A 17,215-nucleotide genomic window follows, 5' to 3' on the forward strand; every position below is an offset into this window, starting at 1 on the left:
GTTACGCAATCTAATCTACTTCATAAATCAGGAGAAAAACCAATGAATGCAACACAAAATATCACAGACGTAGCTTTTGAAGTTCGCGATCGATTAGAAATAGCTGATGCTGTATATCGATTTGTTGCGGGTATTGATTTCCATGATGATGAATTATTTGTTTCTGCATTTGCGCCGGATGCTGTTGTTGATGTGACATCAAATAATGAGATGTGGGGGCTGAATTTTCCAGTTTGGGAAGGGCGTGATACTATTCTGGAAGTCTTTAAAAATTCAGTCTTTTTTCTGGATACAACGCACGCTGTCAGCAATCCTCGCACAGAGATAAATGGTGATATTGCAACACTTCATACTGTTACGGAAGCACAACATTTTCCGCCAAATGACCATAGCAGACATTGCTTGATCAAGAGTCATTATCATGTAAATCTTGTGCGCGATCGCACTCGCTGGGTAATCACTAAGTTAGTAATCAATAGTGTTTGGTTTACTGGCGATCCAAAGATTTTAATTGGCGAATAATCTGTCTTTTGATAGATGCGATCGCCAATCTAATAATTAAGCAAATAAATTTGCGCCTAGACTCAACTTTAGCCATAATGACGGTACGACCAGTTAAATCGTAATTATGGAAATCCTCGACCCATGATGGAATTTGAGGAAGGATTAAAAGTTGCAGACGAGGCGCTTTTTACTAAGGTTGGGAGAAGATTAACAGAAGTAGAAATTGCCATTTTACAAGGTTCTTGGCAAAGTCTAACTTATGAACAAATTTCCGATGTTAGTAGCTATTCTGTAAGCTATCTCAAGCGAGATATTGGGCCAAAATTGTGGAAATTGCTTGCAGAAGCGTTGGGTGAAGAGGTGAGTAAAAGCAATTTTCGACCTGCTTTAGAACGGAAATGGCGATCGCTTTTAACCACACAAACAGTAACAACTGTTCCTGTTACCAATCGTCATCAAGATTGGGGAGAAGCAATAGATGTGTCTATTTTTTATGGTCGAACTTCGGAAATAACCACATTATCGCAATGGATTTTACAAGATAATTGCCGATTAATTTGTTTATTAGGAATGGGAGGAATCGGAAAAACGGCTTTATCAGTAAAGTTAGCCCAGCAAATTCAAAATGAATTTGATTATGTAATTTGGCGTAGTCTTCGCAACGCGCCGCCTTTAGAAAATTTGTTGAATGAATTAGTTTTGTTTCTCTCCAATCAGCAAGATAATAAAGCAGAATTATCTCAATTAGTGCAATATTTGCGTTCTCATCGTTGTTTGGTAATTTTAGATAATTTAGAAACAATTTTAAATGCTAATCGGGCTGGATATTATCGATCGGGATATGAAAACTATGGCGAATTACTGCGAGTTGTTGGCGAAACTGCACATTCAAGTTGTGCGATCGTTACTAGTCGAGAAAAACCTGCGGAAATTGCTACTTTTGAAGGAGTAGAATTAGCAGTACGTTCCTTTAGATTGGGTGGATTACAAGCAGAAGCGGAACAATTATTTGCTGCAAAAGGGTTATTTGGTTCTGATGCTGATAAACAAAGATTAATTGAATGCTATGGGGGAAATCCTTTAGCTTTAAAAATAGTTTCTACTTCGATTCAAGACTTATTTGATGGGAATATCAGCGAATTTTTAGCCCAAGATACACCGCTTTTTAATGGTGTGCGACGGCTTTTAGATCAACAATTTAGCCGTCTTTCCCCTAATGAACAAACGGTAATGTATTGGTTGGCAATTAATCGAGAATGGACAACTGTTTCCGAGTTGTATGAAGATATTTGTCCGCCAATTTCTCGTGCTAAGTTGTTGGAAACATTGGAAGCTTTAAGTTGGCGAAACTTAATTGAAAAACAATCAGGTAGCTATACGCAACAACCTGTAGTTATGGAGTATGTTAGCGATCGCCTAACCGAAACTATAGCCGAAGAACTCCTCACCAAAAAACTCTCTCTATTTATTAATTACGCACTGTTAAAAACTAACGTCAAAGATTACATCCGAGAAAGCCAAATTCGCATTGTTTTAACAGCGATCGCAGATAAAATTTCTGCATATTTAACCAATAAAACAGCAGTAAAACAACTCTTAAATCAAATCCTTGAATTACTTAAATCCCAAGAAAAAGGTTCGTTTGGTTATAGTTGTGGAAATTTAATTAACCTGTTTCGTCACTTAGAAACTGATTTAACAGATTATGATTTTTCTAATTTAGAATTTCGCCAAGCTTACCTTTTAGATATCAATTTACACAACGTTAATTTTAGCAATAGTAACTTTCATAAATCCAGCTTTAATCAAGCTTTTGGTAGTATTGTATCGGTTGATTTTAGTCCGAATGGCGAACTAGTAGCGAGTGGCGATGCTACAGGGGAACTTTATCTTTGGTCTTTGGATCATGCGCTAAATTCTGCTAGTAGTATTTGTCAACCATTGTTAACTTTAAAAGGACATAGTAGCTGGGTTTGGTCAATTAATTTTAGTCCTTTAGGACAAGTAATTGCTAGTGGTTGCGAAGACCAAACTATTAGAATTTGGGATGTTTCTACTGGCGAATGTTTACGAATTTTACAGGGACATACAAGTGTGGTTTTGTCAGTTAATTTTAGTCCTAATGGTCAAATTCTCGCTACCAGTAGTGGAGATGCTACTGTAAAAATTTGGGATATTAATACAGGAAATTGTTTGCACACTTTTTCGGGAAATACTAATCAAAATCGTACTGTTTCTATTAGTCCTAATGGTCAATTAGTCGCTAGTGGTAGCGCCGACCAAACTATTAGAATTTGGGATATTAATAATGGTGGACTGATGAAAGTTTTAACCGGACATCAGGGACAAGTTTGGACGATCGACTTTCACCCAAACAGTCAATTAATCGCTAGTGGTAGTCACGATCAAACTATTAAAATTTGGGATGTTAATACAGGTGAATGTTTAAAAACTTTGACTGGACATCATAGCCAAATTTGGTCAGTTGCTTTTAGTCCAGATGGCAAAACTCTTGCTAGTGGAAGTGGCGATCGCACAATCAAAATCTGGCAAGTTGAAACAGGTCAATGTTTAAAAACTTTCCAAGGACATACTAACTTAGTTTGGTCGGTTGCTTTTAGTCCAGATGGAAAGACGATCGCCAGTGGTAGCGAAGATCAAACAATGAAACTTTGGGATGTACAAACAGGTCAAGCATTAAGAACTTTTCAAGGTTATGCTATTCAAATTTGGTCAGTTTGTTTTAGTCCCAATGATGAAATCTTAGCTAGTTGTGGCACAGATTCAACTATTAGAATTTGGGATTATAATACAGGTGAATGTTTGAAAACTTTGCAAAAGAAATATACTAGTTGGATGGTATCTCTTGCTTTCAGTCCTAACGGTCAAATAATGGTTAGCGGTAGTGCTGATTGTCATATTAGAATTTGGGATATAAATACAGGTGAATGTTTACATAATTTGCCGGGACATACTGGTTGGGTAACATCTGTAGCTTTTAGTCCCGATGGTCAATATTTAGCTAGTAGCAGTATGGATAAAACCCTTAAAATTTGGGATATTGCTACTAATAAATGTGTTAAAAATTGGCAGGTACACACAAATTGGATTTGGTCAGTTTCTTGGAGTCCTGACGGTCAAAAATTGGCTACTGCTAGTCTAGATAAAATAGTGAAAATTTTGGATGCAAATACAGGTGAATGCTTGAAAACTTTTTCCGGTCATACTAATTGGGTATGGTCGGCTGTTTTTAGTTCAGATTGTAAAATGTTGGCTAGTAGTAGCAGCGATCAAACTGTCAGAATATGGGATATAAATACGGGTGAAACTTTAAAAGTTTTTCATGGGCATACTAATCAAATATTCGGGGTAAGATTTAGCCCTGATGGTAAACTAATTGCTAGTGCTGGGACCGATCAAACAGTAAGAATTTGGGATCTAAATACGGGTGAATGTATGAAAGTTTTACCTGGACATACTAATCAAATACGTACTTTGGCTTTTTCTTTGGGGGGAAATGCGATCGCCAGTGGTAGCGCCGACGGAACTATTAAAATTTGGGATGTGCAAACAGGCGAATGTTTACGAACTTTACAGGCAAAAAGACCTTATGAAGGGATGAATATTACCGGAATTACTGGTTTAAATGAAGCAGAAAAAGCGACGTTAAAAGCGTTAGGTGCAGAAGTTTATTCTGCACCTAAAAAAAGTTTTACTTAATTTCGCCCAAAAAACTAGAATTGGACAACTTTATAAACCGTAGAGCCATTTTGAAAGACTGGCTGATAATAGATGCCACTACAGTTATAGTATGTGACATTATTTTGCTGAACAGCTTTGCAACCATCTGGTAAGTAGGTCACGACTGCATTTACAGGTGGAGCGACGACAGTATAAGAGCTACCACTAGACTGAAGGAAAACACCATCTGAATAAATGTAGGGATTTGACCCGACATACACAGTGTTGTAGTAGGGAGGAAGGCTGGAAACCGCAGAACCAATCACTAGTCCGGTTGCGAACCCTGCCCAACCCCATCCGGGCGGAACATAGTAGCCACCGCCGTACCAACCACCGCCGTACCACCGATTATCATAGTTGTCGTCAATATAGTCCTGGCGGTTTTCTTGGCGATTTCTGGCCTCTTCTTGCCGATTTCCCTGATTTTCATTAATTTGCTCTTGTCGGTTCTGCTGGTTTGTTTGCCGATTTCCCTGATTCTCATCGATTTGCTGTTGTCGATTCTGCTGGTTTGTTTGCCGATTTCCCTGATTCTCATCGATTTGCTGTTGTCGGTTCTGCTGGTTTGTTTGCCGATTCCCCTGATTCTCATTAATTTGCTGTTGTCGGTTGTCCTGAATATTGGTGCGATCGGTCTGCCAATTTTGTTGAGTTTGAGAGCGGTCTATAGAAGGTTGAGGTCTGTTGAAGTTTTGTTGTGAGCCACTAAAATTTCCTCGGTTCTGCATATTTGTGCTGCTATTGACACGGGGAGATGCGCCTCCTCCGCGACCCCCTCCGCGAGCACCCCCACCTCTTCCAGCTAGAGCATTTTCCAAAGGTAACAAGCTGGCTAGAATCAGGATGCAGATAACAGAGAGGTAATGTAAAGCGTGTTTCATTTTCATAAACTAGATATCTCCTGGGTGACGACATTTATTTGGTAGAAGTATTGTTATTGAGTTAAGGGGACAAAAACTCTATTTCGATCGCATCTTTAGGAGGTGTAAACGTAAAGGTGTTATCTGAAATTTGGGGATTGAAGTTCCAGTTAGATAGCAAGACTGTATACTGCGGAGATCCTGGCAAGGTTTTGTAAGTAATGATGGCTTTCCGAAGTAAGGGTTGTTTATCTTGTGTCACCCAGATTTGAAAATCGCGGTCTTTCCCAACCATGAGAATTTGATACATCGGTGTCCGGTTCACCATATTTGTGCCGATAAAAACCGATTTCTGCAATTGGGATTTGATATTTGCACAGGTGTCACTGGCTACCAAATTAGACATAGGAATGGCGATCCCATATTTCTGCTCAAATTGCTCTAAAGCCGCATCAATTGTTTCGGGTGCCGTTTTAGTTGCGTAAAAATTGGCATCGGGCGATTCTAGGGTGAAGGTTTTACCGTTGTAATAAAAACTGGTGTTGCGTTCATCGCCTACATAGTCCGATCGCAAACGGTTCGGTTTTTGCACCCATAATTTCTGATAAGCACTGTATTGCACCTTTTCGCCCGTTTCCAGCACATCGTCATAGGTGATATCCATATCAACCGTAAAAGATTTTTGGGCTTCGAGAAAATTACAGACCTGATCGATAAGCTCAGTAGTAGATCTCAAACCAGTAGTAGGTTGTCTGGATGGTGATGGCGGTGTTTGGGCAACAGCCCGAGTTTGCTCAATCAGTGGGACTGTGCAGGCTAATAGACAAGAAGAGAGCAAAAACGCTTTTAACATAGGAAATCTCTGCTGTTTCATAAAAGGTAAAATATCTAAACAACAATATTATTCTGTCCACTCATGAGTCGTATTCCTTTGACTGCTTAGGAATCCTAAAATTTTTATTCCTTCGCTAAAATTGTAGTTTCTGATGCCACAAACCAGACTACAAAATTATCCAAAATTAATAACTAGCAACGGGAGTTAATTAGCTATCAGATCTAAATTACCATAAAATTCTTTCCATAGTAATATAGGACTTAAACAATTGTTACACGCGATCGCATACCCCTAATTAATTACAGGTACTATCTATGTCTTGGAGTCGCAGAAATTTCCTTTTTTCCGCAGGTTTAGGCGCAACTGTTACCACTCTTGCTAACAGCATTCACAGCGAAAAAACATCAGCAGCAGAGAGTGTTGTCAGTTGGCAAAATGTTCGCAGTTACTTCAATCTTGACCCAAATTACATTCATGTTGCGGGACTTTTAATTGCTTCCCATCCTTTACCAGTTCAGAATGCGATCGAACAACATCGTAGCGCCCTTAATGAAAATCCCGCTGTTTATGTGAAAGAAAATAACCCTGGTTTAGCCGCAGCAGTACGCCAAGCAGCAGCAAATTATATGGGAACACAACCGAATGATATTGCTATTACCGACAGCACCACAATGGGAACGGGATTAGTAATTAATGGGTTGGAAATTCGCCCAGATCAAGAAATGCTAACTAGCGAATCTGATTATTATTCAACTCGTGAATCATTGCGTTACAAAGCGGCGAGAACTGGCGCAACAATTCAAACAATTCCGCTGTTTCGAGATATTAATACAGTTTCGGAAGCGGAAATAGTTGATAGTTTGATTAATGCAATTCGTCCGCAAACAAGGTTAGTAACAGCAACTTGGGTGCATTCTAGTACTGGATTGAAAGTACCAGTAAGGCAAATTGCCGATCGATTATCTGAAATTAATTCTAACAGGGAAGAGAGCGATCGCATAATTTTCTTCGTTGATGGAGTGCATGGTTTCGGAGTAGAAAATGTCACCATGAATGACTTAAATTGTGATTTCTTTAGCGCCGGAACTCATAAGTGGATGTTTGCGCCTCGTGGTACAGGAATAATTTGGGGAAATCCTCGCAGTCAAGCAGCAGTTACCCCAACAATTCCTAGCTTTTCTAGAGGTGCAGGTTGGGGCGGTTTAATGTCACCTGGAGGATACAAACCTTTTGAACATTTATGGGCAATGGCGCAAGCTTTTGAGTTTCATCAACAATTAGGAAAAGCTCAAATTACCGCCCATATTTACCAACTTAGCCAACAATTAAAAGCAGGTTTGGCGAAAATGTCTCACGTCATTCTTTACACTCCAATAAGTCAAAATCTTTCCGCCGGAATAGTCTGTTTTGATATTGATGGAATGACTCCCGCCCAAGTAGTAGAACAACTGCGACAACGTAATATAATTGCCACTAAAACGCCTTATTCTCCATCTCACGCCCGTCTAACTCCGGGAATTTATAACACTCCCGAACAAATGGAACGGGTATTAAAGGCAATTTCTGAATTAAAAACCGCAGTTTAATCGGAAATCACCTTTAACTAAATTCATCCTACCAATTAAGACTCTTCTAAAAACTTTTTCACTCCCGGATGATAATTTAATCCGGCTTTTACCTGACTTTTGGCTTTGGCAATACTAAACTCATTCCAAAAACTATCTTTAGCTTTTAAATCCGCACCTTTAGGATAAACAGCTTTAGCTAAATTGTAAGCTTTTTGGGGTTCAAGAGATTTGTTGACATAAAGAAAAGAAGAAGTAGAAATAGTATCAACTTCTTGCTCTTGCCAAGGATAGGTTTTTGCCGTAATTTTGGTTGGTGTATATAAAACAGTATCTCCCACTAACTCTTTTTGATTCTCTTGAAAAAATTGTCGATCGATCGAAAGTAATTTAATTTTTGCACCTTGTTGAGCATTAATTTGTTTCAGCAAAGGTGCGCCGACAGCAGCAGTGTAAAAAGCCGCATCATATTCTCCGTTAATTACCTTCTCAATGCCTTCAGTCACTTCCATTGGCATAATTTGTTCAGTAGTTACATCCAAATCGCTAATTTGATAAATCAAAATTGCACTAATATAAGTTCCCGATTTTTCCGGCCCCACTGCTACTCGTTTACCAGCTAAATCTTTCACATCTTTGATGTTAGAATTAGGATTAACAATTATGTGAATTACTTCATTGTTTATCGGAGCAAAAACATTAATGTTATTTGCTAATTGAGCTAAGTTTTGATCGGTTAGATTGCGGAGTAATAACATAGCATCTTGTTGGGCAAATGCTAAATCAGAAGTACCTTTTCCTAGTTGTTCCAGATTTTCTGAGGAACCAGAAGATTCCTTAATATTCAGAGAAAAACCGCTATCTTTGAGACTATTTTGCAATTCACTAGCAGCTTGATAGTAGAAACTATCTTTACCTGCTGTGAGAATAGATATCGCTTCCTGTGCAGTCACAGATTTTTCTAGCACTGAATTTCCCAATATTACCATTAACGCAGTTAATAGCGTTACAAAGAAAAGCCCGAACAATTTTTTCATTAGAAAAACCCTGCTATTGAAATAATGAAATACAATATATCATATAGTTAATATTTTCAATGACTCGCGTACTAATTTAGCTTTTACAACCTGGAGACTGCAAAACCTTCAATATTTCCCTAACGCGCCTCCCTTGATCCAAAGCAATACAATTCCAGCGCCATTCTTCACTAGAAGGAACTAATCCCGTTAATTGTTTTTTGTAATATTCCTCCCGTCTACAAATGCCAAACAAACCGCTAGCGTCTAACTGGTTTTGAGAATTGCGAAAACTTTCTACCCTTGCCCAAATATATGCTTTTTCCCCAATTAAACCTTTTTCCCAAACCGCAATTTTAAACTTTTCCGCAAATTTTGGCCCCGCCGAATTAGACTGATTCCATAAATCTGTACCCATGACGATCGCCTTTCGATTCCCCCCCGGATTAAACCCCAAATAAAAAAGATTATTCTCAGTAAAAACCGACTGTCTCAACAAAGCATTTAAACACAAAAAATCCGCCTCCTCAACCGAAATTTTAGTAGACTTATTCCAACTACAAAACCCCCGATTAACAGCAAAATTACCCGGATCGATATGCCCTTGATAAATCGCCGTCGCCCGACAGTCAGGAGTCAAATTTCCCTCCGCTACCCCCACCGACACACTACCCGGAGAAAACTTATTTTTAAACAAATAACGAACACTAATTGGAATCTCACCCGTAGGTTGCAAAACTTCAGCAGACAATCCCCAAAATTCTCTGAATAGAGGTTGTATAATCTCAGGAATAATCACAAAAAACAGGGTACTAACAAAGAAAAAACTCAACCCAAAAAACCAACCACTAACCTGATTAATTTGTTTCATTCTCTCAACTCCTCTGCGCCCTCTGCGTCTCTGCGGTTAATAAATCCAACAATTCCTCACTAGATCATGAAATCAATCACCTACAGAATACAAAAATGGCTGATTATTTGCACAGCAACTCTGTTCTTAGTCTGGAATTTACTAGGAATACCCAACGCTTTAGCAGCAACTAACCAAGTCAAAACTAACAACGTTCAAACACAATTAATTAGCGAAAATAAAGCCATTCAACCGGGAAAACCTTTCTGGGTAGCACTACAAATGAAAATTCGCCCAGGTTGGCATACCTACTGGCAAAACCCCGGCGACTCTGGTTCAATTACTAAAATTAATTGGCAGTTGCCAGCAGGATTTAAACCTGGGAAAATATTATGGCCCTATCCTCAAAGATTCCCCTTTGGGCCTTTAGTAAATTTTGGCTACAAAAACGAAGTTTACCTATTAACTCAAATCACGCCTCCAGCGAATTTACCCACAAATAAACCCGTCTTACTTCGCGGTAAAGCTGATTGGTTAGTTTGCGAAAAAGACTGCATTCCCGAAAGTTCTAACATCAGTTTAACTTTACCCATTACCTCAACAACTCCCGCCAAAGATGAAAGATGGATAACAGCATTTGCTAAAACTCGCCAAGCAATTCCTAAACCTGCACCTTGGCAAACTACCGCTACCGCAAATGATACTAATTTAACTCTCAAAATTAACGCCCCAGAATTACAAGCTGGGCAAATTCAAGAAGTAAGTTTCTTTCCTTTCAAAGATGGAGTAATTAACAACCCTGCGCCGCAAAAACTCAACTTTACTAAAGATGGGTTAACTCTAAATATAGAAAGAGGATATCAACCCAAACTCTCTAGTGTTGATGGGGTTTTGGTAATCCAAGAAAAGCTGGATAATCAATCAGCAACTCAAGCTTTTAACATTCAAGCGAAAATCGGCGCAACAGCACCAACCCCACCAAAAGCAGCAACTACAACTAGCAGCATTTCGGTTTGGCAAGCAATCTTTTTCGCTTTAATAGGCGGGATAGTTCTTAACTTAATGCCTTGTGTATTTCCGGTGTTATCTTTGAAGGCTTTAAGTATTGCCCAAACTGCTCAAAAAAGTGCTAAAGAAGCGCGAATTAGTGGGGTTGCTTTTACTGCGGGAGTGTTAGTTAGTTTTGCGGTTTTAGCGATCGCACTCCTCACCCTAAGATCTTTCGGGCAACAAATAGGTTGGGGTTTTCAACTCCAATCACCCATCATTGTCATGCTGTTAGCATATATCTTATTCGCCGTTGGTTTAAGTCTTTCAGGAGTCTTCGTTTTTGGCGCTTCTTTAATGGGAATTGGACAGAATTTAGCGGCGAAAAATGGTTACACAGGCGAATTTTTTACCGGGATATTTGCTACAGTAATGGCAACTCCTTGTAGTGCGCCATTTATGGCAACTGCGATCGGAGTTGCACTTATTCAACCTCCACCCGTTGCTGTAGGGATTTTATTAGTTTTAGGATTTGGTTTAGCACTACCTTATTTAACTATTTGTTTTGTGCCAGCTTTGCGCCGCAAATTACCAAAACCAGGCGCTTGGATGGAAACATTTTCCCAGTTTCTCGCCTTCCCCATGTATGGCGCTGCTGCTTGGTTAGTGTGGGTGTTAACTTTGCAAACGGGAAGCGATGGTTTAGCAGCGGTTTTAACTGGTTTCGTATTAATTGGTTTCGCTGCTTGGTTGTATCAAAAAGCGCAAACATCGGGGAAAGTTTGGCGAAGAATCGGAATTTTTGGGGCGTTAGTTGCGATCGTACTCGCCCTAACTTTAGCACCCCTCGCCGGAAATTCCACCCTCAAAACCGCCCAACAAACTACCCAAAATTCTATTTGGCAACCTTACACCGCAGAGAAATTGACGGAAATTCGCCAATCTGGTAAACCTGTATTTGTCAACTTTTCTGCCTCTTGGTGTATCACCTGCTTAGTCAACGAAAGAGTCGCCCTTAGTCAACCAGAAGTACAACAAGCTTTTCAACAAAAAGGTGTCACATTGATGAAAGCAGATTGGACAAATCGTAACGCTACAATTACAAAAGCATTAAGTAGTTTTGGGCGCAGCGGAGTTCCCCTTTATGTGTTGTATCCTTCTGGTACAAAATCTCAGGAACCAATTGTGTTACCACAAGTCTTAACTCCTGATATCATCCGTAATACTTTGAATCAAATCTAACATTACTTCCCCAAGGAGAATCAACCAAAATGAAAGCAACTAAAAGTTTATTGGGTATCACCACCGGAATTTTCCTGCTTTTTACTGCTTCTAATAATGCTATTTCTAATGCTGGAAACTTGACAAATACCACCAATAAAAATGGTATTCAATCATCATCGGAAATTAAAGTAGCAGCTGCCCGTGTTAATAATGCTGCACCCAATTTCGTCGCTGTAGATACTAACGGCAAAAGACATCAATTAACCGATTTTAAAGGTAAAGTCGTAGTTTTAGAATGGACAAATCACGACTGTCCTTTTGTTCGCAAACATTACGGTTCTGGTAATATGCAAAAATTGCAAAAAGAACTCACTGGCAAAGGTGCAGTTTGGATTTCTATTATTTCATCTGCGCCCGGAATGCAAGGTTATGTTAGTAATAGTCAAGCCAATCAATTAACTAAAAGTCGCAATGCTGCACCCACCGCAGTTATCCTCGATCCAGAAGGTAAAATTGGCAAACAATATGGAGCCCGTACCACACCCCACATTTTTGTAGTTGGTAAAGATGGCAACATTGGATATATGGGTGCGATCGACAGTATTCCTACCCCCGATCCCGCCGATATTGCCAAAGCAAATAATTATGTTCGTGATGCCGTCAATTCTTTAATTAGCGGTAAGCCAGTTACTAATTCTGTCACTCAACCTTACGGTTGCAGCGTCAAATATGGTAGTTAAATGCGATCGGATTTAACTATAAAGAGATTGTCTAAGTAAGAATTAAAACATCTTCATCAGACAATCTCATTTTTTCTAGCCTAAATATAAGCAATATTACCTAAGTTACCTGCGTAAGCACAAGTATGTTTTTTGACTTGTTGCCTGTCTCTCTAAATCTACTCTTGACGACTGATTAGATAAAGCTAAGATTGTGAGGAATGATACGGCAAATCCACAGTCATCTAATTTTAGTATCCACTACTCCCGGCAGTTGCATAAGTTAGTGCTTACTAGACATATATAAGAGATAACTGAGGCAAAAATGCTGTAACTTTGTTAACTAAATATTCGTGATTTACCAGGTATCAGAAGGTGCAGTACTAACATGACGACAATAAAGCATCAAAACACTGAATTTACTGGCAACTCTGCAAAAGATGAGTCAGTAACCCTCATCTCATCTCTGGAATTAAATACTCAAACACGCCGCAGCCTTCAAGAAGATCAACAAATCATTTATAATTTTCTTTTTAAATTAGTCAGAAGAAGTTCCCCGGAATTAGTTTTACAAGAGTTTAGAAAAATGTTTATTGAGCCTGTATATGATTTAAATTCACAAGCTTTACAAGCTCTTTACAGAATAGTTTTGCTAAATAATGAAACCGAGTTTATTAACACGCTAAAACGTTGCTGTTATATTCTAATCAACAACTGGGATTCTACAAGACAACATCAAGCTATTCGTCATTTAGTAGAAATATTTCCGACAAGAATCAGTCATCATGCTGTACCTTTAAAACTTTACCGAATTAGTAACTGGATGAATAAGTTTGTCAATAGTAAAGACTATGAGGATTTAAAGGTTTTTGCTTTTCGGAATGACTCAGGTAAGGCAGTACATTGGAGCGATCGCTATACCTCCTATCTCCTAGTTCCCCAATATATTGAATGCAATAACCCCATAGAACAAAGACAAGCCGCTAAAACCTTAGCCCAACAATTGAAAGACAAATTTAAATTCGATTTAGCTATGTACACTGCCCGTTCTATCTCCCGAACAGCTACAGAAAAACCTGCGGTAAATCCCACTGGTTTAGGAGAAAAACTAGTAGATGTGATTAAAGTTTTGGTGGCTAGACAAGGAGAATTTAAATACAACGAATTAGCCCGAATTTTCCTCAGACAAACTCACAATTTAAACTACGAAGACTTTAAATTAAGCTTACATAAATATTTGACTTTGGGCTTTGCCGAAACTCCAGTAAATACAAGTATTAATAATAAGCTAACCGAAAAATTAAAAGCCATATATCCAGAATTTATTGGACAAAAGATTAATCGGCTATCCCTACTCAAAACCAGCCAATTTTTAATCGAAAATTTAACAATTACATATCAAGAATATCCCTCAGAATTATTTATTTTATTATTATCTCACAAGAAGACAATTACATTAGTAATTCTCCTGTTAAAAATTGTCTTGATTTGTCCCCATTCTCGAACGCATTTAGATACCTGCATTGCTGACTTAATTCACCATTATAAAAAATTACCAGAACAGGAATGTGAGTGGGTAATTAACTTTGTAGAAATCTTCAACATCGCCTTTACTATTTATACTGAAGATGTAGAATATAACTTAGTTAAATTAGATGAACATGGAAATAGTGAATCAATCATGCCGGGGGAAAATTACCGACTTTTTTCTCAAGTGAGACTAAATAGTAAAATTGAGCAAATTAGATTCGGACAAGAAATTTACTAATCACTTTTCAGGGTTTTAACTATTTAGGTTTAACTGATTTGAGCAAATTTGAATGATATGCTGACAGAGGTAAACTGGTTTCATCGATCGCAGAATTTATCATGTCTCTGAAAAAAGTTCTTTCCTACGCTTTGTTAATCTTCATCCCAATTTCCCTAGCCGCGGAATACCTAGAATGGAATTCTTTAGTAGTCTTCATCACTTCCGCTTTAGGCATTGTACCATTAGCAATTTGGTTAAGCACAGCAACCGAAGAAGTAGCGGTTATTTCTGGCCCTTCTATTGGTGCTTTGTTAAATGCAGTATTTGGCAATGCCACTGAATTAATTATTGCCGTAGTTGCCTTAAAATCAGGTTTAGTTGACATTGTTAAAGCCAGCATCACCGGAACTATCATAAGTAACTTACTCCTAGTTATGGGACTTTCCATGTTATTAGGAGGACTGCGTTACAAAGAACAGGAATTTCAACCAGTGATCGCACGGGTGAACGGTTCGACAATGACTTTAGCAGTAATTGCGATTCTGTTACCCACAATGGTAATTTACACATCTAACGGCGTAAAAGAATCTGCAATTCTCAATCTCTCCATCACAGCCGCCGCCGTACTAATATTAGTTTACGCTTTAACTTTACTCTTTTCTCTGAAAACTCACAGCTACCTTTATGATGTTGGTTTAGTAGAATTAGAATCCGAAACCAATAAAGATTCGGAAACTGAAGAAACCACTCACAAACCAAATTTGTGGCTATGGTTAGGGATTTTAGCAATAGCAACAATTGGCGTAGCTTTTGAATCCGAAATTTTTGTTGGCGCAGTGGAAGAAGCAACCGCAGGTTTAGGTTTAACTCCTTTATTTACAGGTGTCATTCTGTTACCTTTAGTGGGTGGTGCAGCTGAATATGTGACCGCAGTTGGTGTAGCTATCAAAAACAATATGGATCTCTCAGTTTCCGTAGCAATGGGATCTAGTTTATTAGTCGCTTTGTTAGTAGCACCAATTTTAGTTTTAGTCGGGTTAGTAATTCATCAACCAATGGATCTCAACTTTAATCCTTTTGAAGTTGTCGCTGTTGCCGTAGCAGTAACAGTTGCTAATTTAATCAGTTTAGATGGACGTTCTAACTGGTTGGAAGGTGCATTACTTTTAGCAACTTACACAGTTTTGGGTGCAGCTTTTTATTTCCATCCAGCTTAGTTCATAAGGGGCAGGGGGCAAAAAAACTCTGTAGGGGCGGGTTTTGTTGTTAACTCTTCTGCTGTGAATACAGATTTATCTGCTAAACCCGCCCCTACAAACTCAAAACTCCACCCTCGGAAGCTTTTAATCACTCTAGGGATGGATGAACCATGTCAGAGAAATCTAACTTTTGGTTGAAAAAACGAGAAATAGTATCTTAATATACAGAAATTTACAAAAATTGTTCTTTTTTGTGGTGAGGATCACAGCAAAAGTACGGAATAAAGCGTTATTGTAGATAAGCAAGCGATCCCGGAGGGACGCGATTTTTTAAACCCCGATTGACATAACTTTTTAAATGGAGGCCCAATTTATGGAATTCAGCTATCGCGGTGTTAAATATGAAAAAGACTTACCTACCCTCGACATGACTGAAGGTGAAATTGGCGGGATGTACCGGGGTCAAGCTTGGAATTATCGCTATCCCAGACATATTCCGGTACCAAACTCAACACCTCAGTTAAAATATAGAGGCGTTAACTACTGTGCTAATCCTCGCGCTACAGCAGAAGCTTGCTATGCAGCACCAGCAGCAGACAGAATTGATGCAAAAGTTGGATCGGATTCTCCGAAGTGTCCAGAGTTCGAGCAACAAGTAGAAGAAACTCACTACCGCAATATTTGCCGTCGCTTGGAACATAGATTGGAAGTTGCTAAACAAAATGGCGATCGCCAACTCGTCAAAATGCTAGAAGCAGAACGAGAATTGATCGGCGATTACTGTTAATTTCCAATGTAGGGGTGGAGGGAAACCACCCTATTTTTTTGGACATTTGCAGCCATGAGTCTTTAACTAAGTTTTCATAGTTTTGCATATTTCTCTCACTTTATCCCAATCCTAAATTGGATGCGTTAAAAGTGAGAGTCACTACTATGAAAATAGTACGAAACATTATTGATAACCCGCTAGTTCGTTTTCTCATTCTTTCCTCCCTGGCAATAGTCGCTACTCTTCTCTTCAACCAAAACTTAATTCAAGCTTCTAGTTCTCCGCCTTTCTATTGGGATTTTATTAACGTAGAAATGCAGGTTCAGGAAAATGGAGATATGCTGGTTCAAGAAACGCAAAAGTATGTCTTCACTGCGCCTCATACCAATCAACGATATCGATATATCCCGCTTGATAAAGTGGATCAAATTACCGATGTAGAAGTTCGGGAAAATGGGCAAAAAATTCCTGTACAAACGGGAGTTAGCAACAATCAGTTTTGGATCAGATGGCAACATGAACTGAATGCACCACAAGCTCATACCTTTGTGTTGAAATACCGAGTTATCGGGGGATTGCATATCTATCAAGAAGGCGATCTGGTTTATTGGAAAGCGATATTTCCCGATCGCCAAACCGCGATCCAAAAAGCCAATGTAATTGTTACTTTACCTGACTCCCTAGCCGGAAAAATTTCCAGTTTTCAGAATTTTGGCGTACCAGCAAAGGCGAGAAAAATCGATTCCCAGAAAGTAGAATTTATTGCTCTCCAACCAATCCCACCTCAACAAGAACTAGAAGTAAAAATAGCTTTCCCTCATGGCATTCTTCAAGTTCCCATTCCTAACTGGCAAAGTCAGCTTAACACAAATTTCTCGTTTGATTGGCTGTGGAATATCTTTATTATTTTGATTCTGCTAATTCCGTTTTCTTTACTTTTTTGGGGAGACAGAAATAACCATCGTTCCAGAAGCAGAGGTGGTAGTGGTGGCACATCCAATCGCACTCGGAGTACCTACTACTATCACAGCGATAGTAACCACGGCGGCGGCGACTACGGCGGCGGTGGTGGCGGTGGTGGTGGTGGTGGTGGTGGTGGTGGTGGCGGCGGCGGTGGTGGCGGCGGTGGCGGTGGTGGCTAAAGCCCGCCTGCGAATCAATTCGCAGGCGGTTGAGGACTGGTGCAATATTTAAGT

Annotated in this window: 13 protein-coding genes; 9 read left to right on the forward strand and 4 right to left on the reverse strand. The window is 39.1% G+C overall.

Features of this window, described 5'->3' with window-relative positions:
- Positions 1-42: 42 nt before the first annotated feature.
- Positions 43-522 (forward strand): nuclear transport factor 2 family protein, encoded by a 480-nt coding sequence (locus tag ACE1B6_RS26055; RefSeq protein ID WP_413260204.1) that lies wholly within the window; start codon positions 43-45, stop codon positions 520-522.
- Positions 523-645: 123 nt separating this feature from the next.
- Positions 646-4,224 carry a WD40 domain-containing protein gene (locus ACE1B6_RS26060; protein WP_413260205.1) on the forward strand — a complete coding sequence of 1,193 codons (3,579 nt, stop codon included), beginning with the start codon at positions 646-648 and terminating at the stop codon, positions 4,222-4,224.
- A gap of 14 nt (positions 4,225-4,238) precedes the next feature.
- On the opposite strand, the gene ACE1B6_RS26065 is transcribed toward ACE1B6_RS26060, so the two are convergent.
- Positions 4,239-5,126, reverse strand: coding sequence for a DUF6515 family protein (locus ACE1B6_RS26065; RefSeq protein WP_459563105.1), 888 nt, complete (start codon positions 5,124-5,126; stop codon positions 4,239-4,241).
- A gap of 61 nt (positions 5,127-5,187) precedes the next feature.
- The gene (locus tag ACE1B6_RS26070; protein WP_413260207.1) at positions 5,188-5,958 is read right to left on the reverse strand and encodes a DUF2092 domain-containing protein; all 771 of its coding nucleotides are present in this window, start codon (positions 5,956-5,958) and stop codon (positions 5,188-5,190) included.
- Positions 5,959-6,254: 296 nt separating this feature from the next.
- Here ACE1B6_RS26070 and ACE1B6_RS26075 point away from each other — a divergent pair, with 296 nt between their 5' ends.
- Complete coding sequence (locus ACE1B6_RS26075) at positions 6,255-7,526, forward strand: aminotransferase class V-fold PLP-dependent enzyme (RefSeq protein WP_413260208.1); 1,272 nt, start codon at positions 6,255-6,257, stop codon at positions 7,524-7,526.
- 35 nt (positions 7,527-7,561) lie between these two features.
- Here ACE1B6_RS26075 and ACE1B6_RS26080 read toward each other — a convergent pair whose 3' ends face one another.
- Together ACE1B6_RS26080 and ACE1B6_RS26085 are read right to left on the reverse strand one after the other, a co-directional pair.
- Entirely contained in the window at positions 7,562-8,542 is a 981-nt protein-coding gene (locus tag ACE1B6_RS26080; protein WP_413260209.1) for a TAXI family TRAP transporter solute-binding subunit, read from the reverse strand.
- Positions 8,543-8,618: 76 nt separating this feature from the next.
- On the reverse strand, positions 8,619-9,392 hold the full coding sequence (locus tag ACE1B6_RS26085) for a hypothetical protein (RefSeq protein ID WP_413260210.1): 774 nt from the start codon (positions 9,390-9,392) through the stop codon (positions 8,619-8,621).
- A 66-nt stretch (positions 9,393-9,458) separates the two neighbouring features.
- Between ACE1B6_RS26085 and ACE1B6_RS26090 the strand changes: the two genes are divergently transcribed.
- The 6 genes from ACE1B6_RS26090 to ACE1B6_RS26115 all read left to right on the forward strand — a co-directional run bounded on the left by ACE1B6_RS26090 (position 9,459) and on the right by ACE1B6_RS26115 (position 17,161).
- Complete coding sequence (locus ACE1B6_RS26090) at positions 9,459-11,600, forward strand: protein-disulfide reductase DsbD family protein (protein ID WP_413260211.1); 2,142 nt, start codon at positions 9,459-9,461, stop codon at positions 11,598-11,600.
- A gap of 29 nt (positions 11,601-11,629) precedes the next feature.
- Entirely contained in the window at positions 11,630-12,322 is a 693-nt protein-coding gene (locus ACE1B6_RS26095) for a redoxin family protein (RefSeq protein WP_413260212.1), read from the forward strand.
- A gap of 367 nt (positions 12,323-12,689) precedes the next feature.
- On the forward strand, positions 12,690-14,069 hold the full coding sequence (locus ACE1B6_RS26100) for a hypothetical protein (protein WP_413260213.1): 1,380 nt from the start codon (positions 12,690-12,692) through the stop codon (positions 14,067-14,069).
- Positions 14,070-14,170: 101 nt separating this feature from the next.
- Complete coding sequence (gene cax / locus ACE1B6_RS26105; protein ID WP_413260214.1) at positions 14,171-15,268, forward strand: calcium/proton exchanger; 1,098 nt, start codon at positions 14,171-14,173, stop codon at positions 15,266-15,268.
- 355 nt (positions 15,269-15,623) lie between these two features.
- Entirely contained in the window at positions 15,624-16,037 is a 414-nt protein-coding gene (gene pirA / locus ACE1B6_RS26110; RefSeq protein WP_413260215.1) for an arginine synthesis PII-interacting regulator PirA, read from the forward strand.
- Between the two features lie 146 nt (positions 16,038-16,183).
- Positions 16,184-17,161 carry a DUF2207 domain-containing protein gene (locus tag ACE1B6_RS26115; RefSeq protein ID WP_413260216.1) on the forward strand — a complete coding sequence of 326 codons (978 nt, stop codon included), beginning with the start codon at positions 16,184-16,186 and terminating at the stop codon, positions 17,159-17,161.
- The last annotated feature ends 54 nt before the right edge of the window (positions 17,162-17,215 follow it).

This window comes from Floridaenema fluviatile BLCC-F154, assembly GCF_041929135.1.
GTDB classification, from domain to species: Bacteria; Cyanobacteriota; Cyanobacteriia; order Cyanobacteriales; family Aerosakkonemataceae; genus Floridanema; species Floridanema fluviatile.